Here is a 19,150-nt window from a genome sequence, read left to right on the forward strand (position 1 = left end):
CATAAAATGATAGCAGAAAAAATGAAACCATATGTAAAAAACAATTCTGCAATCCGTATGATGTTCGAGGAAGGCAATCGCCTTCGCGCGATTTACGGACCGGAAAATGTATTTGATTTCAGCCTTGGAAATCCAAGTGTTCCCGCACCGGATTGTGTTCGTCAGGCCATTATTGATCTGGTAAATGAGGAAGAGCCGACAGTTCTCCATGGCTATATGAGCAATGCAGGATTCGAGGATGTTCGCCAGACAATTGCAGAGTCCCTGAACCGTCGATTTGGCACTTCTTTTGCAGCAAAAAATCTGATCATGACAGTTGGTGCAGCCAGCGGATTGAACGTAGCATTTAAGACAATCCTGAATCCTGGAGAAGAGGTGATCGTTTTTGCACCTTATTTTCTGGAGTATGGTGCATATGTACGCAATTATGACGGCAATCTTGTGGAAATCTCACCGGATACTACCACATTCCAGCCGAATCTGAAGGAATTTGAGGAGAAAATCACACCGAAGACCCGTGCTGTCATTGTGAATACTCCTCACAATCCGACTGGAGTTGTTTATTCAGAAGAAACAATCAGGAAACTTGCGTCAATTCTGGAAGCGAAGCAGAAAGAATTTGGCACAGTGATTTACCTGATTTCTGATGAGCCATATAGAGAACTGGCCTATGACGGCGTACAGGTACCCTATCTGACAAAATATTATGCAAATACAATCGTAGGCTATTCCTACAGCAAATCCCTTTCTCTTCCAGGTGAGCGTATCGGTTATCTGGTTATTCCAGACGAGGCAGACGGAAGCGAGGAACTGATCGCAGCAGCAGCCATTGCTAATCGTACTATCGGCTGCGTAAATGCTCCATCCCTGATCCAAAAAGTAATCGCGAAATGCGTAGATGCAGAGGTAGATGTGGCAGCTTACGACAAGAACCGCCTTGCTCTTTACAATGGACTGAAAGAACTGGGATTTGAATGTATTAAGCCACAGGGAGCGTTCTATTTATTCGTGAAATCTCCAGTTACAGATGAAAAAGCCTTCTGCGAAGCTGGCAAAAAATACAATATCCTTATGGTGCCGGGAAGCTCCTTTGCCTGCCCTGGATATGTAAGACTGGCTTATTGTGTATCGTATGACACGATTATGAACTCTTTGCCCCAGTTTGGAAAATTAGCAGAAGAATTCGGGCTGAAAGCATGATTTCTGTGTACCGCAAAATGTGTAGCAGTGAAGGTACTGAACAGTTACAATATGATATATAAAGTACGGTTAAAGATATGCTGTTAAAGCTTAAAGCCTGTTTGAAAAATCAGTAAATGGGAGGAAGTTATGTCCAGTTTATATATCGTAATTCCGGCATATAATGAATCGGAGAATATTGAGAAAACCATTGACCAGTGGTACCCAGTAGTGGAACGTCATAACGATGAGGGAAATTCCAGACTGGTGATTATTAACGATGGAAGTAAAGACAACACCTACGAACTTCTGCAGAAATGCGCTGCTACAAGACCACTTCTTGTCCCTCTGGATAAGCCAAACGGCGGTCACGGCCCTACAGTACTTTATGGATATCGCTATGCCATCCGTCAGAAAGCCGATTATATTTTCCAGACTGATTCAGACGGTCAGACGAACCCTGACGAATTCGAGCCATTTTGGAACCAGAGGGGTCGGTATGATGCAATAATCGGTAGCCGCGCTGTACGTGGCGACGGAAAATCCAGAAAATTCGTAGAGAATGTTGTATGCTTTCTGCTGAGAATGATCTTCGGTGTAAAAGTTTCCGACGCCAATGCGCCGTACCGCCTGATGAAATCCAGCCTGGTAGCCAAATATATCGACAAACTCCCGGAAGACTTCAACATTCCCAACATTATGTTTACTACATACTTTGTCCACTACAAAGAAAAAGTACAATTCATAGACATCACCTTCAAACCCAGACAGGGCGGAACTAATTCCATTAATGTGAAGAAGATTGTGAAAATTGGCTGGAAGGCTGTGAAGGACTTCTATAAACTAAAGAAAGAGCTTTAGAGCTTGCTATATACAAAAAGAGCAGATAAATCTTACTCAACCTAAGATCTATCTGCTCTATTTTCTTATAATCCCTTACGCATTTTTCTTAATAGAAGCTCTCTTACGATCACGGGAATCCAGAATCTTCTTACGGATACGAAGGCTGCTTGGAGTAACCTCCAGAAGCTCATCTGTATCGATAAACTCAATAGCCTGCTCCAAACTGAGAACTCTTGGCGGAGTCAGTTTCAGTGCCTCATCAGCAGAAGAGGAACGAGTATTGGTCAGATGCTTGGTCTTGCAGATATTCAGCTCGATATCCTCTGCCTTGCCATTCTGTCCGATAACCATACCACTGTAAACCTTTGCGCCAGGTCCGATAAATAAAGTTCCACGCTCCTGAGCTGCAAACAGACCATAAGTAACAGCCTCGCCGCCCTCGAAAGCAATCAGGGAACCCTGTTTACGATACTGGAAATCTCCCTTATATGGAGAATAGCCATCAAAAATAGTATTGATAATACCAGTTCCCTTTGTGGAAGTAAGGAAATTTCCTCGGAAACCAATCAGTCCACGGGAAGGAATGTGGAACTCAAGACGAACGGAACCGTCGCTTGCAGTGCTCATTCCCTGCAGTTCACCCTTACGCTCGCTGAGCATCTGGATAACGGTACCGGAAAATTCCTCCGGAACATCAATGTAGGCAATTTCCATTGGCTCTAATTTCTTGCCACGTTCATCAATTTTGTAAAGTACCTCTGGCTTGCTGACTGCAAATTCATATCCCTCACGTCTCATATTCTCAATAAGAACGGAAAGATGAAGCTCACCACGTCCGGAAACCTTAAAGCACTCAGTTGTCTCAGTGTCTTCTACGCGAAGGCTGACATCTGTGTTCAACTCTCTGTAAAGTCTGTCACGGAGATGACGGGAGGTGATGTATTTACCCTCCTGTCCTGCAAGCGGGCTGTCATTTACCAGGAAGTTCATGGCGATAGTCGGCTCAGAAATCTTCTGGAATGGAATTGCCTCCGGGTTATCTCCGCCGCAAAGGGTATCTCCGATATGAATTTCAGCAATACCGGAAATTGCAACAATTGATCCGATAGTTGCCTCTTTTACCTCAACTTTATTCAGACCGTCAAACTCATAAAGCTTGCTGATCTTAACCTTCTGTTTTTTGTCCGGATCGTGGTGGTTCAGAAGAGTAAGCTCCTGGTTTACGGCAATAGTGCCGCTCTCGACCTTACCAACGCCGATACGTCCAACATATTCGTTATAATCAATGGTACTGATCAGTACCTGTGTGTCTGCATCCGGGTCTCCCTCCGGAGCCGGAATGTATTTCAGAATAGCCTCAAACAGCGGCTCCATGTTCTCTGGTGTATCCTTCAGATCCAGAACAGCGTGTCCTGTTTTTGCAGATGCATAGAGGAATGGGCAGTCGAGCTGCTCATCGGAAGCACCAAGATCCATAAGAAGTTCCAGAACCTCGTCAACAACCTCGTCTGGCCTTGCTTCTGGACGGTCTATCTTATTAATGCAGACGATTACGTGCAGATCCAGCTCAAGAGCTTTTTTCAGAACGAATTTGGTCTGAGGCATAGCGCCTTCGAAAGCGTCAACCAGAAGGATAACGCCGTCTACCATTTTCAGTACACGCTCAACCTCGCCGCCGAAGTCAGCATGTCCTGGGGTATCGATAATGTTGATCTTTGTGTCTTTGTAATGAACTGCTGTGTTCTTGGAGAGAATTGTGATACCACGCTCTCTCTCAATATCGTTGGAGTCCATGACACGTTCCTGAACCTCCTGATTGGCACGGAAAACACCGCTCTGTTTCAGAAGCTGGTCTACCAGAGTGGTTTTACCATGGTCAACGTGGGCAATGATGGCTACGTTACGTACATCTTCGCGTTTCGTCTTCATAAAAATCGAAATCCTTTCTTTATCGGGCAGAGGAATTCTGCCTCTTTCTTTCCATATTAATGTAGTTTCTTCTTTATATTGTCCAAAACCTCAGTTTACCACATTTTTCGCGAATTACAAGGTGTTGAAAAAAAATTTTTTAATTTCTATGAAAAAAATATTTTAAATTTCTGGTTCTAAACAGGGTGATTTTCTCATAGATATTATAGACCAACAAGTAAGACAAGTATCATATGATACCAGTGTCAAAAGGTCAAAAAGCTGTTCGTGCTCGCACGATAAGGCTTTTGAGCTTGGGACACGCCAAATATGAGAAAGTAGCGATTTACGCAGTAAATCAGCGGATTTCGAATATTTGGAGGATTGCGGGAGCAGCGTAGCTGCGTAGCAATCCGGGTATCAAATGAGTGTCAAAAGATCTTTTGACACTCATATCATCATATGTCTGCAGAAAAAAGTGAAAATAAGGAAGGAGAACTACAACATGGCAGATAAAATTATTGAAAACAATCAGGTTTCCATCACGGGAAAAATCGTTACAGGTTTCACATTCAGCCACCAGGTTTACGGAGAAGGATTTTATACCATGGATCTTCTGGTAAAGAGGCTTAGCGATTCTGAAGACAGGATTCCGGTGATGGTATCTGAAAGGCTGGTGGACGTTACCCAGGATTACGTGGGACAGTATGTGGAAATTCACGGACAGTTCCGTTCCTATAACCGTCATGAAGAAAAACACAACCGGCTGGTGCTTTCCGCATTTGCACGGGAATTGAAATTTCTGGAAGAAGAGGATTCTCTGGCACCGGTAAACCAGATTTTCCTGGACGGATATATCTGTAAGCCGCCTGTTTACCGGAAAACACCGCTGGGAAGAGAGATTGCCGATCTGCTTCTTGCAGTGAACCGACCTTATGGAAAATCAGATTACATACCGTGTATTTGCTGGGGACGAAATGCCCGCTATGCTTCAGCCTTTGAAGTGGGCGGTCATGTACTGATCTGGGGCAGGATCCAAAGCAGGGAATACATGAAGCGCATCGGGGAAAATGAGACACAGAAGAGAATCGCTTATGAGGTATCGGTGAGCAAGCTGGAGTATGTGTAAACCAACCGAAGTGGCGGGAAATACGCCATGGTCTGCCAGTTACTTTATGGAAGGCAGCCAGCCCGATTTTTCTCCAAGTTTCTTCTGCTTGCATTTCTGCTGGTTTTGCGGTAATATAAACATATTAAAAATGGCGCAGTTTGCGGTTCTTATTTGCAAAGCGCGATATCTGGAATATAATGAACGGTATCATTTGCGGAGACGGCATTGCGAGGAATGTTATTGATCTATGGCAGACGGTAACATTATTTTTAACAATAAGAGGAATCAGTATGGAAAAAGAAATAACAGAAGTATATTGCGGAAATGGCAGAGGTAAGACCACACTGGCAATTGGTCAGGCACTGCGGGCATCTTCTCAGGGCAAAAGTGTGATCATCATTCAGTTCCTGAAAGGAAATGAACGGCGTGAGCTGGACTTTCTGGAAGAACTGGATCAGCTGGATATCAAGATCTTCCGCTTCGAAAAGATGGAGAGCTGTTACGACCAGTTGAATGAGGAAGAGCAGGCTGAAGAGGAGCGCAATATTCTCAATGGTTTAAATTTTGCCCGTAAAGTGATTGCTACACAGGAATGTGATTTCCTGGTACTGGATGAAATTCTGGGACTTCTGGATAAGCATATTGCTACTGTTGATATGGTTGTCGGGCTTTTGAAACAGAAGGACGAATCCATGCATTTGATACTTACGGGAAATCGGGTAGACCCTGGCATTTTGGATTATGTGGACAGTGTGACTACCATTACCACTCTTGGAAGAGAGCAGAACTCATGATAAGGATGAATAGGAGGAAATAATATGGCAATTTTCAAAGGTGCAGCCGTTGCAATTGTAACCCCGATGCATGAAGATGGAAAGGTAAATTATGAGAAACTGGAAGAACTTCTGGAATATCAGATTGCGAACAGCACAGATGCAATCGTTATCTGTGGCACTACAGGCGAGTCTTCTACATTGACACATGGAGAACATCTCCAGACCATCAAATTTGCAATTGACAAGGTAGCTGGAAGAGTTCCTGTTATTGCAGGTACCGGTTCTAATTGCACAGAGACTGCAGTTATGATGTCTCAGGAAGCTGCTTCTTATGGCGCTGATGCACTTCTGATTGTGACTCCATATTACAACAAGGCAAGCCAGAAGGGTCTTATCCGTCATTATACAGAGATTGCCAATTCTGTACCGGAAACTCCGATCATTATGTATAATGTGCCAAGTCGTACAGGCTGCAATATTCAGCCTGCTACAGCAGTTGCTCTTGCGAAGAATGTGAAGAACATTGTGGGAATCAAGGCTGCAAGCGGAGATCTTTCCCAGATTGCCAAGATGATGTCCATGGCTGACGGAGCTCTTGAGCTCTATTCCGGAAATGATGACCAGGTACTTCCGATCCTTTCCCTTGGCGGACTTGGAGTAATCTCTGTTTTATCCAATGTTGCTCCGAAGAATACACATGACATGGTTATGAAATTTATGGAGGGAGACCTTGCTGGTGCTGCCAGACTTCAGCTTGAGGCTGTTCCGCTTATCAATGCACTGTTCTGCGAGGTAAACCCGATTCCGGTTAAGACTGCCCTGAACCTGATGGGCTGGAAAGTGGGACCGACCCGTATGCCTCTTTGTGAGATGGAGCCGGAGAATGAGGAGAGACTGAAAAAAGCTCTTGCTGATTACGGAATTAAGCTTGCATAAATAATGTTGAAATCCCGGACAGAGCCTGTCAGCTCTGGTGTGCGGCAGCATATTGTCTGACAGCGGCTGACGGGATTTCTTTGTAATATGTAAGCAGAGAAAAACAGAGCGCGTATATTGTTGAAATAATTTTTACAAGCTCGTTAATTTACAGTAAGAAAGGAAAAAATAAAATGGTTAAAATTATCATGCACGGATGTAACGGTCATATGGGACAGGTTATTTCCAATATTGTTGAGAAGGATGCAAATGCCCAGATCGTAGCAGGAATCGACATTGCAGACCAGGGGAAAAACAGCTATCCGGTATTTACAAACATCGACGATTGCCAGGTGGAAGCAGATGCTGTTATCGATTTTTCCTCCCCGAAGGCTTTTGATAAGCTGATGGACTACTGCGAGAAGAAAAATATGCCGGTAGTTCTTTGCACCACAGGTTTAAGTGAAGAGCAGCTTGCAAGAGTAGAAGAGAGTGCAAAAAAGATCGCCGTTCTGAAATCTGCCAACATGTCCCTTGGAATCAATACTCTTTTGAAACTGGTTCAGGATGCAGCTAAGGTTTTGGCAGCAGCTGGTTTTGACATGGAGATTGTAGAGAAGCACCATAACCTGAAAGTGGATGCACCAAGCGGAACAGCTCTTGCCCTTGCAGATAGTCTGAACGAGGCAATGGACAACCAGTATCATTACGTATATGACCGCAGCCAGAGAAGAGAGAAACGTGACGCTAAGGAGATCGGTATTTCCGCAGTTCGCGGAGGCTCTATTGTCGGCGAGCATGAAGTGATTTTTGCCGGACCGGATGAAGTGATCGAATTTAAGCACACAGCATACTCTAAGGCTGTATTTGGCAAGGGTGCTGTAGAAGCAGCGAAATATCTTGCCGGAAAACCAGCTGGAAGATATGATATGAGCAACGTGATCGAAGGTTAACAGAAATATACAAAAATTGTAAAATGCATACAAAATAATTGTTGAATTTATGGATTTACAGATAGCAATGTGTTTGCTATAATTCCATCATAAGTTGCAACGGAGCAAACTACTTAGAGAGTTTGCTCCGTTTTTTGCGTTTATGGTATGGCAGGTCAGAGTATTTGCTGATAAAGCATTTTTGCACTTGTTTCCATAACGTACCGAAACTTCATAAGAGAGAAATGCAATATCGCATTTCTGCCATGCAGAAAGGGCTGCCACAGGGCGGTCCTTTTTGCGTTAGTAAAGCTGGAAATCGGGATAGCATAACTGCGCAGGCTGTTATTGTCCACTTTGGAAACGATAACAGAAGACTATCTGTACCGGTGAGAGTCAGAGAGGAGAAATTATTATGAGAAAAACAGCAAAAGCAATGGCACTTCTTACAGCAGCTTCTATGATTATGACAGCTTTTACCCCGGTTTACGCAGAGAGTACAGATACAGAGGACACGGCAGCAGTTGACTGGGAAAACGGTGAAAATATTAAAGCAATTAAGGAGAAAGGTGTGATCACCGTCGCAACCGGAACTTATGTACCATTTGAATACAGAGATGATGACGACAATATTGTAGGTTTTGATATTGACCTGGCACAGTATATTGCAGACAAGCTTGGAGTTGACATGGAAGTGACAGATATGGAATTCCAGTCCATTGTTCCTTCTATCCAGAATGGGGAGTATGATTTTTCCATTGCAGCAATGTATAAGACAGACGAAAGATGCGAGGTTGTGGATATGTCCAAATCCTACTGCGACAGTGGTATGATCCTTGCCGTGAAAGAAGATTCAGAGTATGCAGATACCGTTAAGAGTCTGGCTGACTGCGATGGTCTGAAGGTTGCCGTAAAAGAGGGGGCAACTTCTTATAACGTAGCACAGAGCTTCCTGGATGAGAATCCGGATGTTTCCTATGAGATTGTTCAGTACAAGGATACAGTAGGATGCGTATCTGACCTTTTGGCAGGCCGTGTGGATGTTGTGGTAAACGATCTTCTGAACCAGAAGATTCTTTCCCAGGAATATGAAGGTGCCAAGATCGTGTGTGATCCATTTACCCATGCAGAGAACGCCATCGCCGTACAGAAGGGAAAAGATGATCTGCTTGCATTTATCAATGAATGTATTGACGAGTATTATGCAGACGGCACTTATGATACACTCTGGACAAAATGGATCGATGCTTCCGGCGAGGGAGAAGAAGCAGCTGCAGCAGAAGATGCGGAAACCGCTGAATAAAGCATAATAGTGAAAGGACTGAACAGTTACAATAAAACACAGATATGTTTCTATGCAGAAAGCGCGTTACTGGTCACTCCGTGACCAGTAATACCGGAAAAGTAAGGAAGAAAGGATAAACCGGCTATAATTACTGGTCACAGGGGAAATAGTATGGTAACATTGAAATGGTCACTTGTATTTGACAAAATGACATCACTGCTCCAGGGATGCGCAGTGACGATGGAAATATCGGTTCTCACGCTTATTTTTGGTACAATTCTGGGCGTTATGCTTGCGTTGATGAGGGACAGCCACATAAAAGTAGTATCCAGACTGGCACAGCTGTACATCTGGATCTGGAGAGGAACCCCACTGATGGTGCAGGCATTTCTGATCTATTTCGGCTTGCCAAACCTGGGCATTACTTTCAGCGCTATGACAGCAGGTGTGCTTTCCATGTCTTTAAATACAGGCGCATACATTGCAGAAATTGTCCGTTCCGGTATCCATGCTATTGACCCGGGCCAGAGAGAAGTAGCCAAAGCACTTGGAATGCCCTGGCATCTGGAAATGCTTCGAATTGTGGCACCACAGGCAACCAAGATCTGCATTCTTCCTCTTGTAAACCAGTTTATTGCCACCATCAAAAATACTTCTATTTTGTCCGCCATCACTTTGACAGAGCTGACAAGAGAGGGAACCTTGATCGCTTATAATTCTTTCCATTATTTTGAACCGTACATAGCTGTTGCGGTATTATATCTGATCCTGACAACTATATTTACCCAGATTGCAGGAGTTTTGGAAAGGAGGATGGCATAAATGGCAGAAGATGTTATTTTAAGTGTAAAAAATATCAGCAAAAGCTTTGGGAATCTTCAGGTGCTGAAGGAAATCAGTTTTGACATACATAAAGGGGAAAAGATTGCAATCCTTGGTCCTAGCGGTTCTGGTAAATCCACAATTCTCCGGTGTATCAACCAGCTGGAAACCTACGACAGCGGCGAAATCGATTATATGGGAAAACCTGTGAATTCCGGTCAGGCACTGCATGAGCTGCGGCAGCATATTGGAATGGTTTTCCAGAAATTTAACGTTTTTACCCATATGAGTGTGCTGCAGAATGTGATCGAGGCACCGGTTCATGTGAAAAAAGTCCCCAAACAGGAGGCAATTGCAAAGGCAAAAGATTTGCTGAAAATGGTTGGGCTGGAAGGCAGGGAAGAGGCAATGGCTAAGAATCTTTCCGGCGGCCAGCAGCAGAGGGTTGCAATCGCAAGAGCAATGGCCATGAATCCGGAAGTGATCCTTTTTGATGAGCCTACAAGCGCACTGGATCCAGAGCTGGTTGGAGAGGTTTTAAGTGTTATCCGTAAAGTAGCAGCAGAAGGAGTATCCATGGTTATCGTCACCCATGAGATGAATTTTGCCAGAGAAGTAGCGGATCGGATTTTGTTTATGGAAGATGGCGTGATCGTGGAGGATGCGCCTCCAGAAGAGTTTTTTGAGCATCCGAAGAATGATCGTATTCGTCAGTTTATCAGGAAAGTTGAGGAAAGGTAATTCGGGATGGACTATATAATCAAAGATGGCTGGATCGTAAATGGGAAAAAGGAAAAGCCATTTCATGGAGATCTTGTAATAGAAAATGGGAAAATTGCGGAAGTGGGAACTCATGTGGAGATTCCAGCCGATTTTCCAAAAGAGCGTGTTTTGAATGCGGCCGGTGGTTATATAACCCCCGGCTTCCTTGACATTCACAGACACGGAGACTGGCAGGCTTTTGGAAACGGGGATGATGAGCTTTTGAACCGGCAGGGAATGACGACTGTGGTGAATGGAAACTGTGGGCTTTCGGTGGCTCCGGCTGGGGAGAAATTTGGGAAAGAGATTGCCGGATTTCTCAGCAGTGTGACAGGGGATTTTCGTTGGAGAAAAAATGAAAAGATAGATGATACAGAAGATGTATTTTCCTCAAAAAAGAAAGGGGAGTCTTGCGGAATTTCAGCGAAGGAAAGCGAGATAGATGCCTTTAGAATTATGTCAACTATGTCTGCCTATCTGTCAGCTCTTGGAAAGGAAACGCGTAGCGTCAACACTGGAATGCTTGCAGGAAATGGAACCATCCGCGCCGGTGTAAAAGGCTATGCTCCGGGGAAGCTTTCCAAGGAAGAATTACACCAGGTTTGGAAGGCTGTGGAGGAAGCTCTGTCGGCAGGAGCGCTTGGAATCAGCCTTGGAATTGCCTATGCCCCGGAATTTGAATATGACAGAGATGGGCTTGTGGAAGCACTGCAGCCCTTGAAGGGGACGGACATTCCCATTACCACCCATATCCGAAATGAAGGAGATGGAATCCTGCTGGCTCTGCAGGAAGTGATTTCTGTGGCGGAAGAGCTGCAGATTCCCTTGCATGTGAGCCATATGAAATGCATCGGACGGAAAAACTGGAAGGAGACTCCGGTGAAGATCCTGAAACTGTTTGACCAGGCAGCAGAGCGGGGGGGAAAGGTGGATTTTGACCTGTATCCCTATCTGACTGGTTCCACCCAGCTGGTACATCTTCTTCCGCCACAGTTTCAGGAGGGCGGTATCGATGCAATCTGTGCAAGGCTGGCAGATCCGTCTTGCAGGAAAGAGATTACGAAGGTGCTGAAGCAGCCTTCCGATATTTTTGAGAACATTGTGGAGCTGGCTGGCTTTGACATGATCTATGCCAGCACTTTACATACGGAGAAATTCGGCAGCTTTGCAGGACAGTCTATTGCAAAAATCGCAGAACAGTTTGGACAGGATCCTTATGATACCCTGTATGACATCCTCCTGGCAGAGCGCTGTCAGGTTACCATGCTGGATACCATTGCCTCAGAAGAGGACATGCTGTATTTTCTGAAAGACAGCCGGGCAAATCTGATTTCAGATGCGATCTATCCCGCAGGGGGCAAATATCACCCCAGAGTTTATGGGGCTTTTCCAAAGTTGCTAACCGACTATGTGCGTGATAAAAAGGTCTTTTCCATAGAAGATGCTGTATATAAAATGACAGCAAAACCGGCGCATGTTCTGGGGCTCCCTCTGGGAACTCTGGAAAAAGGAATGCCCGCAGATATCAATGTATTTCATCTGGACCAGTTAAGCGTTCACGCAGATTTCCAGAATCCAAACCAGTACTGTACAGGATTTGATTATGTGCTGGTGGGCGGTGAGATCGCGGTGGAACAGGATGTGTGGAGAAATTCCAAAAGCGGCAGGATCGTGCGGAAACAACAGTGATAAGCGAAGAAGGGAAATGTCCGGATTGACGGATTTTTAAATTGTAAATTTCTTCCAGAATAGTTTCTTTCTCATCTGTACATATTAGGAGCATACAGCAATGTTTACTGTTCGCAGGCTGAGTTCCGCCAGGCGGAACGGTCATTTTCGCGAAAGTGGACAGTAACGTGTTTTCAGCTGAAAATAAGAAAAGGAGACAGATGAGATGAAAAAAATGAAACGAATGCTCATAGGTACTTTGCTGGTATTTACATTATGTATGCTTACAGCCTGTGGAAATGACAATAACAATGCAGCGGATGAGGTTCAAAATAATGCAAATGAGGATGCCATTGATAAGGATAACGTGGAGGATGGAACTGCAGAGGATGAAAAGTTGGATGACGCGGGCGACAGCGTAAATAATGGTGCAGACGGAGCTGGAACTGCTGATACCGCAGTACCAGATGATGCAGGCACTGCTGGAGATGCAGATGTTCCCGGTGATAATGTGACAGACAATAACAATTCCGTTTCCGGTGCCCTTGGCGAAGGTGTAGAAGAATTAGGCGATGGAGTAGCTGACGGTGTCCGTGATGTTGGTGAAGGTGTGGGCAACGCAGTAGAAGGTGTTGGAGATGCTGTGGATAATGCGGCGAATGGAAGATAATAAAAAATAGAGGTAAAATGAAAAGGTGTTGAATGAAGAGAGGTGTTTCATTCAACGCCTTTTTGTGATATGATTTCAATAAATTTGTGAGCAAAATACAGGATAGCTACAACTTAATTACAAATGCAAGAAAAGGAGGATCATCATGAAATTTCGTCCATGCATAGATATACATAATGGAAAGGTAAAGCAGATCGTAGGAGGAAGCCTGAAGGATGCGGGAAACCAGGCACAGGAGAATTTTGTGTCAGAGCAGGATGCAGCTTTTTATGCTTCCTTATATAAAGAAAAAGGTCTGAAGGGAGGACATATTATCCTTCTGAACAGTGCGGATTCTGAATACTTCCAGGCTACGAAAGCCCAGGCCATGCTGGCCCTTGGCGCGTATCCAGGAGGTCTTCAGATCGGAGGCGGTGTAAACCCGGACAATGCGGCAGATTATCTTGCTGCTGGAGCCAGTCATGTGATCGTCACCTCCTATGTGTTCCGTGATGGCCATATTTCCTGGAAAAATCTGGAGAAGATGGTAGATGCGGCTGGAAAAGAACACCTTGTTCTTGATCTCAGCTGCCGTAAAAAAGAAGATGCATACTATGTAGTCACAGACCGTTGGCAGAAATTTACAGAGGAGGAGGTAACTCTGGAACTGATGGAAAAGCTGGGTGCCTATTGCGATGAATTTCTCATCCATGCAGTGGATGTGGAGGGCAAGGCAAAAGGTATAGAAGTTTCCCTGGCGAAGCTTCTGGGAAAATATGAAGGTCATCCTGTGACCTACGCCGGCGGTGTTGGAAGCGTGGAGGATATCCAGCTCCTGAAACAGGCAGCAGGAGGAAAAGTGGATGTGACGGTAGGAAGCGCCCTGGATCTGTTCGGTGGCACCATACCATTTGAAAAATTGATAGGTAATTTATAAATGTGAAAAAATTCGTAATTTTTTCAGAAAATGATGTTAATTTTTAGAGTAATGTGTTATAATATACCCATCAAACAGCAAAGGGGATGGAAGCATGAAATTCATTATCAGCGGAAAGAACATCACAGTGACAGACGGGCTTCGTACAGCAGTAGAGGATAAGCTCGGTAAACTGGAAAGGTATTTCACTCCTGACACTGAAGTTGTCGTAACTCTTAGTGTAGAAAAAGAAAGACAGAAAATCGAGGTGACGATCCCGGTTAAGGGCAACATCATCCGTTCCGAGCAGGTCAGCAACGATATGTATGTATCAATCGACCTTGTAGAGGAAGTAATTGAACGTCAGCTCAGGAAATACAAGAACAAGATCGTAGATAAGCAGCAGTCAGCTGCCAACTTCCAGAAAGCATATCTGGACAAGGATTATGAAGAGGACGAAGAGGTTAAGATCATTCGTACCAAGAAATTCGATATCAAGCCTATGTATCCAGAAGATGCATGTGTCCAGATGGAACTTCTTGGACATAATTTCTTCGTATTCTGCAATGCAGAGACTGATCAGGTGAATGTAGTTTACAAGCGTAAGGGGAATACCTACGGACTGATTGAGCCGGAGGATTAATAGAGATATATCTGTTTGAAAAATAAAACAGGTGAATAGGAAGGGCATGTGAAAAAACGAAAGTTTTTTCACATGCCCTTGTTTTTTTGCTTTGACGGAGCAGCTGGAATTGGTCTGGCACTGCTGCAGCTTCATCTGGCAGAAACGGATCAGTATCATGTGACCAGATTTCTGGATGATCCGTTCCCTGATGAAAAAATTATAAAAGTTTGAATTTTAAAGTAATTCTTCAGCAAGCTCCCTGGCGGATAGTACGCGGACAGGGAGCTTGCTTTCGTCATAAATACTGTAGGCCAGAAATCCGGTTCCATTTTCTAATGGGATGGTATGGGTGTGCATATCCGGATGCAGAGTGAGAATCTCCCGGAAATTTCCGGTGATCCCTTCTCCGGTAAGTTTGACGGCGCTTTCCTTCATAGCCCAGATCCGGCAGAAATCCTGGGGGGACTTTAGGAAAATAAGCTCCTCCTGAGTGCAGACTCTTCGGATAAGAGATTCCCGGGGCTCGGTGAGCTTCTGGATATCCAGACCAATTTCCCTGTCATGCAAGGCACAGCCTACGAAATTTCCGCTGTGGCTGAGATTAAAAAACGGCATATTTTCCCCACGGAAAAATGGTTTCCCAGAAGAGGTTTTCTGGAAATCCGGGATTTCCCGGAAACCATATTCCTGTTTAAGTCCATAACGCAAAAGCAGCCAGGCCAGGGCAGAACGCTTCTGGTCTTCCGGCAATTTAAAATGCTGAACATATTCCCTGCGTGCAACAGGCAATGAGAAAATCATCTGGTGAAGCAATTCGTTTGAAATTAAGTCCAGTTCCTGAAAAAGATAAATCATATAAAAATTCTCCTAAAACATAAAATAATTTGAGGCTGATTTGGGGTATAAATTCATTTTACTTTAATATATCATATGGGAGACATATTTTGTTCATCAAATATTTATTGTTTTCCATGACAAAAAGTGTTAAAATAGACTGGTATGTTAAACAAAATAAATAATTTTAAATGAAATGAAATCAGTTATATTACACAATATAGCATCTAAAAAGATAGACAGGAGTATAAAAGCTAAATGAACATGTTTTCAAAAGTTTTCGGAACCCGCAGCCAGCGAGAGGTTAAGCGTATCATGCCTCTCGTTAAGAAAATCGAGGATCTGCGTCCCGAAATGCAGAAATTAACCGACGAAGAACTTCGTGGTAAGACAAGAGAGTTTAAGAAACGCCTGGAAGAGGGAGCTACCCTGGATGATCTTTTACCAGAGGCATTTGCTACCGTCCGTGAGGCTGCCAAGCGAGTACTTGGAATGGAGCATTTCGAAGTACAGCTCATCGGTGGAATCGTACTTCATCAGGGCCGTATCGCCGAGATGAAAACTGGTGAAGGTAAGACCCTTGTAGCTACATTGCCTTCCTATCTGAATGCCCTGGAGGGCAAAGGTGTTCACGTTGTCACAGTCAATGATTACCTGGCGAAACGTGATGCCGACGAGATGGGACAGGTTCACAGATTCCTTGGGCTGACTGTAGGCGTAGTTCTGAACGACATGAAGCCGGAAGAACGCCGCGAGGCATATAACTGTGATATTACTTATGTTACAAATAACGAACTTGGATTTGACTATCTTCGTGATAACATGGTTATCTACAAGGAGCAGCTGGTACAGCGTGACCTTCACTACTGTATCATCGACGAGGTCGACTCCATTTTAATCGATGAGGCTCGTACTCCTCTGATCATTTCCGGTCAGAGCGGCAAGTCCACCAAGCTGTATGAGGTTTGCGATATCCTTGCACAGCAGCTGGAGCGTGGAGAAGCCAGCCATGAGATGACCAAGATGGCAGCTATCATGGGTGAGGAAGTTATCGAGACCGGTGACTTTGTTGTAAATGAGAAGGATAAGATTGTCAACCTTACCGAGCAGGGTGTGAAGAAGGTTGAGAAATTCTTCAGTATTGAGAATCTTGCAGATCCGGAGAACCTTGAGATCCAGCACAATATCATCCTTGCACTTCGTGCTCATAATCTGATGCACCGTGACCAGGATTACGTTGTAAAAGATGACGAGGTTATGATTGTTGATGAGTTTACCGGACGTATCATGCCGGGCCGTCGTTATTCGGATGGTCTCCACCAGGCAATCGAGGCAAAAGAGCATGTTAAGGTAAAACGCGAGAGCAAAACCCTTGCAACCATCACCTTCCAGAACTTCTTTAACAAATACGATAAGAAAGGCGGTATGACCGGTACTGCCCTTACTGAGGAGAAAGAGTTCCGTGATATCTATGCTATGGACGTTGTTGAGATCCCGACCAATAAGCCGGTTCAGCGTAAGGATTTAGACGATGCCGTATATATGACCAAGAAAGAGAAATTCAATGCAGTTGTCCAGTCTGTAAAGGAAGCTCATGAGAAGCAGCAGCCTGTACTGGTTGGTACTATTACCATTGAGACTTCTGAGCTCATCAGCCGTATGCTGAAGAGAGAAGGGATTCCGCACAATGTATTGAATGCCAAGTTCCATGAGCTTGAGGCTGAGATCGTAGCACAGGCTGGTCAGGCCGGTGCCGTTACCATCGCAACCAATATGGCAGGTCGTGGTACGGATATTAAGCTTGACGATGTATCAAGAGCAGCCGGCGGTCTGAAGATTATCGGTACAGAGCGTCATGAGTCCAGACGTATTGATAACCAGCTGCGTGGACGTTCCGGACGTCAGGGAGATCCAGGAGAATCTCGTTTCTATATTTCTCTTGAGGACGATCTGATGCGTCTGTTCGGATCTGAGCGTCTGATGAAGGTGTTCACATCTCTTGGTGTAGCTGAGAATGAGCAGATTGAGCATAAGATGCTTTCCAACGCCATCGAGAAGGCACAGGAGAAAATCGAGTTTAACAACTTCGGTATTCGTAAGAATCTTCTTGATTACGACCAGGTTAACAATGAGCAGCGTGAGATCATCTACAAAGAGCGCCGCCAGGTGCTGGATGGCGAGAACATGCGCGATGCCATCTACAAGATGATTACAGATATTGTAGATAATGCAGTAGATATGTGTTTCTCTGAGGATGTAGATTCTGAAGAGTGGGATCTGAATGAGTTCAACAGTGTTCTCCGTCAGATCATCCCAATCGAGCCGCTTACAGCTGAGAAGGTTAAGGGTAAGAAAAAGAATGAGATGAAGCATCTGATCAAGGAGGAGGCTGTGAAGCTTTACGAGGCGAAGGAGTCCGAATTCCCGGAGCCAGAGCAGCTGCGTGAGCTTGAGCGCGTTATCCTTCTGAAGAGCATTGACAGCAAGTGGATGGATCACATTGATGACATGGAGATTCTCCGCCAGGGTATCGGTCTGACTGCTTATGGTCAGAGAGATCCGGTTGTTGAGTACAAGATGGCCGCATTTGATATGTTTAACAGCATGATCACTTCCATTCAGGAGGACACCGTCAGAATGCTGTATCATGTTCATGTTGAGCAGAAAATCGAGCGTGAGCAGGTGGCTAAGGTTACTGGTACTAACAAGGATGATTCCAGTGTTCGTAAGCCGGTTCAGAGAAAAGAAATTAAGGTTTATCCGAATGATCCGTGTCCTTGCGGAAGCGGTAAGAAGTACAAACAGTGCTGCGGCAGAAAGACTGCTAATGTTTAAATCAGAGTGATTATAGAGAGCGAATTTCCAGAGGCGGGAGGTCTTGGAAATTCGCTCTTTTATTGTTACATGAGAATTGCGGGAGCAGTCCTTTATAGCATCTGGCTCGGCGCAGTACCAAATTGTTTTTTATAGGCCCGGGAGAAGGTGGTATAGTCGGAGAAGCCGCTTAACTGGGCGGCCTTCAGGATGGGGGTGCCTTCGGAAATTTTTGTGCGGGCGAGAAGAAGGCGCTTGCTAATGATGTAGTTGTGGATGGTATAACCGGTTTCCTCCTTGAATTTCCGCATCATGTGATACTTGCTCAGGTAGTATTTCCGCGAAAGGGTTTCAATGGAAAGATCTTCAGTAAGGTTATGGTTAATATAACGGAGAAGCTCTTCTATCTGGGAATCACTGCTGTAGGAGCGAGTGTCGTAAATGTACTGCTTTTCCAGAAAAATGCGGTTTACATAAACCATGAACTGGGTAAAAAGAGCTGAGCCAAGAAGCTCGCTTCCAAATTTTTCGTCTTTCAAGGCAGCTTCCAGTTCGTAGAGAAGCTGCTTTAATTTTTCCTGAGAGTCAGAGTCCAGACGGATTAGATTGTAACTCCGGTCAATCGCCTTCTGAAAACAGCGGAGTAGTTCTGTGGATTTGATGTCATCGCGGATCCATAGTACAAAACGTTCGTATGGAACCGAAAAATCAATTTCCGGTTTGTGTATGGCGTGACGGTTCACAAGGAGAATGTCCCAGGGCTTCAGGTAGTAGGACTTTCCCTCAATGTGGTAGGCTGCCTTTCCGGAAAGAAAGATGATCACCTTGTGAAAATCATGATAATGGTAGGAAAATTCTCGCTTGGTCTGATCCTTGATGTGAAAAAGCCGGAAATCCTGCTCCAGATAGCCGGTTTTTTCAGTAGGCTCATTGAAAGAATTCATATGTTATGGCTCCTGTTTTAACTATAGTGTGTATGGAACCGCAAACTTTGCTTGCAGCTACGTTTGCGTAGCATCATAATTCAATTCTGTGCTTGAAATATGACTTTATTATAAATGAAATACCGCATTTTTTGCAATATATTTCGCAAGTTATTCTATGTACATGG

At 44.5% G+C, this 19,150-nt stretch carries 18 protein-coding genes; 15 read left to right on the plus strand and 3 right to left on the minus strand.

The window, feature by feature from the left end; translation table 11 throughout:
• The first annotated feature begins 6 nt into the window (after positions 1 to 6).
• Positions 7 to 1,200 carry a pyridoxal phosphate-dependent aminotransferase gene (locus AB5618_RS12250; RefSeq protein ID WP_118582146.1) on the plus strand — a complete coding sequence of 398 codons (1,194 nt, stop codon included), beginning with the start codon at positions 7 to 9 and terminating at the stop codon, positions 1,198 to 1,200.
• A 129-nt stretch (positions 1,201 to 1,329) separates the two neighbouring features.
• Entirely contained in the window at positions 1,330 to 2,040 is a 711-nt protein-coding gene (locus AB5618_RS12255) for a glycosyltransferase family 2 protein (protein WP_195590910.1), read from the plus strand.
• A 75-nt stretch (positions 2,041 to 2,115) separates the two neighbouring features.
• On the opposite strand, the gene typA is transcribed toward AB5618_RS12255, so the two are convergent.
• Positions 2,116 to 3,951, minus strand: a complete 1,836-nt coding sequence (gene typA / locus AB5618_RS12260; protein WP_368366787.1) for a translational GTPase TypA — start codon at positions 3,949 to 3,951, stop codon at positions 2,116 to 2,118.
• A gap of 484 nt (positions 3,952 to 4,435) precedes the next feature.
• Here typA and AB5618_RS12265 point away from each other — a divergent pair, with 484 nt between their 5' ends.
• The 12 genes from AB5618_RS12265 to AB5618_RS12320 all read left to right on the plus strand — a co-directional run bounded on the left by AB5618_RS12265 (position 4,436) and on the right by AB5618_RS12320 (position 14,622).
• Positions 4,436 to 5,059: a single-stranded DNA-binding protein gene (locus tag AB5618_RS12265; RefSeq protein ID WP_118582155.1), complete on the plus strand. Its 624-nt coding sequence runs from the start codon at positions 4,436 to 4,438 to the stop codon at positions 5,057 to 5,059.
• Between the two features lie 272 nt (positions 5,060 to 5,331).
• Positions 5,332 to 5,835: a cob(I)yrinic acid a,c-diamide adenosyltransferase gene (locus AB5618_RS12270; protein ID WP_173716858.1), complete on the plus strand. Its 504-nt coding sequence runs from the start codon at positions 5,332 to 5,334 to the stop codon at positions 5,833 to 5,835.
• A gap of 24 nt (positions 5,836 to 5,859) precedes the next feature.
• On the plus strand, positions 5,860 to 6,753 hold the full coding sequence (gene dapA, locus AB5618_RS12275) for a 4-hydroxy-tetrahydrodipicolinate synthase (protein ID WP_118582161.1): 894 nt from the start codon (positions 5,860 to 5,862) through the stop codon (positions 6,751 to 6,753).
• Between the two features lie 173 nt (positions 6,754 to 6,926).
• Positions 6,927 to 7,685, plus strand: a complete 759-nt coding sequence (dapB, locus tag AB5618_RS12280; RefSeq protein WP_148461017.1) for a 4-hydroxy-tetrahydrodipicolinate reductase — start codon at positions 6,927 to 6,929, stop codon at positions 7,683 to 7,685.
• Between the two features lie 394 nt (positions 7,686 to 8,079).
• Positions 8,080 to 8,967 carry a transporter substrate-binding domain-containing protein gene (locus AB5618_RS12285; RefSeq protein WP_118582167.1) on the plus strand — a complete coding sequence of 296 codons (888 nt, stop codon included), beginning with the start codon at positions 8,080 to 8,082 and terminating at the stop codon, positions 8,965 to 8,967.
• A 153-nt stretch (positions 8,968 to 9,120) separates the two neighbouring features.
• Positions 9,121 to 9,771, plus strand: coding sequence for an amino acid ABC transporter permease (locus AB5618_RS12290; protein ID WP_368366788.1), 651 nt, complete (start codon positions 9,121 to 9,123; stop codon positions 9,769 to 9,771).
• Complete coding sequence (locus tag AB5618_RS12295) at positions 9,772 to 10,512, plus strand: amino acid ABC transporter ATP-binding protein (protein WP_368366789.1); 741 nt, start codon at positions 9,772 to 9,774, stop codon at positions 10,510 to 10,512.
• A gap of 6 nt (positions 10,513 to 10,518) precedes the next feature.
• Positions 10,519 to 12,222 (plus strand): amidohydrolase family protein, encoded by a 1,704-nt coding sequence (locus AB5618_RS12300; RefSeq protein ID WP_368366790.1) that lies wholly within the window; start codon positions 10,519 to 10,521, stop codon positions 12,220 to 12,222.
• Between the two features lie 205 nt (positions 12,223 to 12,427).
• Positions 12,428 to 12,871, plus strand: a complete 444-nt coding sequence (locus AB5618_RS12305; RefSeq protein WP_173717855.1) for a lipoprotein — start codon at positions 12,428 to 12,430, stop codon at positions 12,869 to 12,871.
• 145 nt (positions 12,872 to 13,016) lie between these two features.
• Positions 13,017 to 13,787 (plus strand): phosphoribosylformimino-5-aminoimidazole carboxamide ribotide isomerase, encoded by a 771-nt coding sequence (gene hisA, locus AB5618_RS12310; protein WP_368366791.1) that lies wholly within the window; start codon positions 13,017 to 13,019, stop codon positions 13,785 to 13,787.
• A 94-nt stretch (positions 13,788 to 13,881) separates the two neighbouring features.
• The gene (raiA, locus tag AB5618_RS12315) at positions 13,882 to 14,409 is read left to right on the plus strand and encodes a ribosome-associated translation inhibitor RaiA (protein ID WP_118582188.1); all 528 of its coding nucleotides are present in this window, start codon (positions 13,882 to 13,884) and stop codon (positions 14,407 to 14,409) included.
• 48 nt (positions 14,410 to 14,457) lie between these two features.
• Complete coding sequence (locus AB5618_RS12320; protein ID WP_173770386.1) at positions 14,458 to 14,622, plus strand: hypothetical protein; 165 nt, start codon at positions 14,458 to 14,460, stop codon at positions 14,620 to 14,622.
• Between the two features lie 3 nt (positions 14,623 to 14,625).
• Here the strand turns inward: AB5618_RS12320 and AB5618_RS12325 are convergent, their stop codons facing one another.
• Entirely contained in the window at positions 14,626 to 15,246 is a 621-nt protein-coding gene (locus AB5618_RS12325) for a 4'-phosphopantetheinyl transferase superfamily protein (protein ID WP_187565128.1), read from the minus strand.
• Between the two features lie 237 nt (positions 15,247 to 15,483).
• Here AB5618_RS12325 and secA point away from each other — a divergent pair, with 237 nt between their 5' ends.
• Positions 15,484 to 18,060, plus strand: coding sequence for a preprotein translocase subunit SecA (gene secA, locus AB5618_RS12330; RefSeq protein ID WP_195478463.1), 2,577 nt, complete (start codon positions 15,484 to 15,486; stop codon positions 18,058 to 18,060).
• A gap of 92 nt (positions 18,061 to 18,152) precedes the next feature.
• On the opposite strand, the gene AB5618_RS12335 is transcribed toward secA, so the two are convergent.
• On the minus strand, positions 18,153 to 18,983 hold the full coding sequence (locus tag AB5618_RS12335) for a helix-turn-helix domain-containing protein (protein ID WP_368366792.1): 831 nt from the start codon (positions 18,981 to 18,983) through the stop codon (positions 18,153 to 18,155).
• Positions 18,984 to 19,150: the final 167 nt, after the last annotated feature.

Source organism: Ruminococcus sp. J1101004sp1_RTP21198st1_B9_RTP21198_201120, from assembly GCF_040924245.1.
Taxonomy (GTDB): domain Bacteria; phylum Bacillota; class Clostridia; order Lachnospirales; family Lachnospiraceae; genus Blautia_A; species Blautia_A faecis.

Bases quoted from the DNA above. Each gene is read 5' to 3' on its own strand.
- AB5618_RS12250 (WP_118582146.1), top strand. From the start codon at position 7: ATGATAGCAGAAAAAATGAAACCATATGTAAAAAACAATTCTGCAATC.
- AB5618_RS12255 (WP_195590910.1), top strand. From the start codon at position 1,330: ATGTCCAGTTTATATATCGTAATTCCGGCATATAATGAATCGGAGAAT.
- typA (WP_368366787.1), bottom strand. From the start codon at position 3,951: ATGAAGACGAAACGCGAAGATGTACGTAACGTAGCCATCATTGCCCAC.
- AB5618_RS12265 (WP_118582155.1), top strand. From the start codon at position 4,436: ATGGCAGATAAAATTATTGAAAACAATCAGGTTTCCATCACGGGAAAA.
- AB5618_RS12270 (WP_173716858.1), top strand. From the start codon at position 5,332: ATGGAAAAAGAAATAACAGAAGTATATTGCGGAAATGGCAGAGGTAAG.
- dapA (WP_118582161.1), top strand. From the start codon at position 5,860: ATGGCAATTTTCAAAGGTGCAGCCGTTGCAATTGTAACCCCGATGCAT.
- dapB (WP_148461017.1), top strand. From the start codon at position 6,927: ATGGTTAAAATTATCATGCACGGATGTAACGGTCATATGGGACAGGTT.
- AB5618_RS12285 (WP_118582167.1), top strand. From the start codon at position 8,080: ATGAGAAAAACAGCAAAAGCAATGGCACTTCTTACAGCAGCTTCTATG.
- AB5618_RS12290 (WP_368366788.1), top strand. From the start codon at position 9,121: ATGGTAACATTGAAATGGTCACTTGTATTTGACAAAATGACATCACTG.
- AB5618_RS12295 (WP_368366789.1), top strand. From the start codon at position 9,772: ATGGCAGAAGATGTTATTTTAAGTGTAAAAAATATCAGCAAAAGCTTT.
- AB5618_RS12300 (WP_368366790.1), top strand. From the start codon at position 10,519: ATGGACTATATAATCAAAGATGGCTGGATCGTAAATGGGAAAAAGGAA.
- AB5618_RS12305 (WP_173717855.1), top strand. From the start codon at position 12,428: ATGAAAAAAATGAAACGAATGCTCATAGGTACTTTGCTGGTATTTACA.
- hisA (WP_368366791.1), top strand. From the start codon at position 13,017: ATGAAATTTCGTCCATGCATAGATATACATAATGGAAAGGTAAAGCAG.
- raiA (WP_118582188.1), top strand. From the start codon at position 13,882: ATGAAATTCATTATCAGCGGAAAGAACATCACAGTGACAGACGGGCTT.
- AB5618_RS12325 (WP_187565128.1), bottom strand. From the start codon at position 15,246: ATGATTTATCTTTTTCAGGAACTGGACTTAATTTCAAACGAATTGCTT.
- secA (WP_195478463.1), top strand. From the start codon at position 15,484: ATGAACATGTTTTCAAAAGTTTTCGGAACCCGCAGCCAGCGAGAGGTT.
- AB5618_RS12335 (WP_368366792.1), bottom strand. From the start codon at position 18,983: ATGAATTCTTTCAATGAGCCTACTGAAAAAACCGGCTATCTGGAGCAG.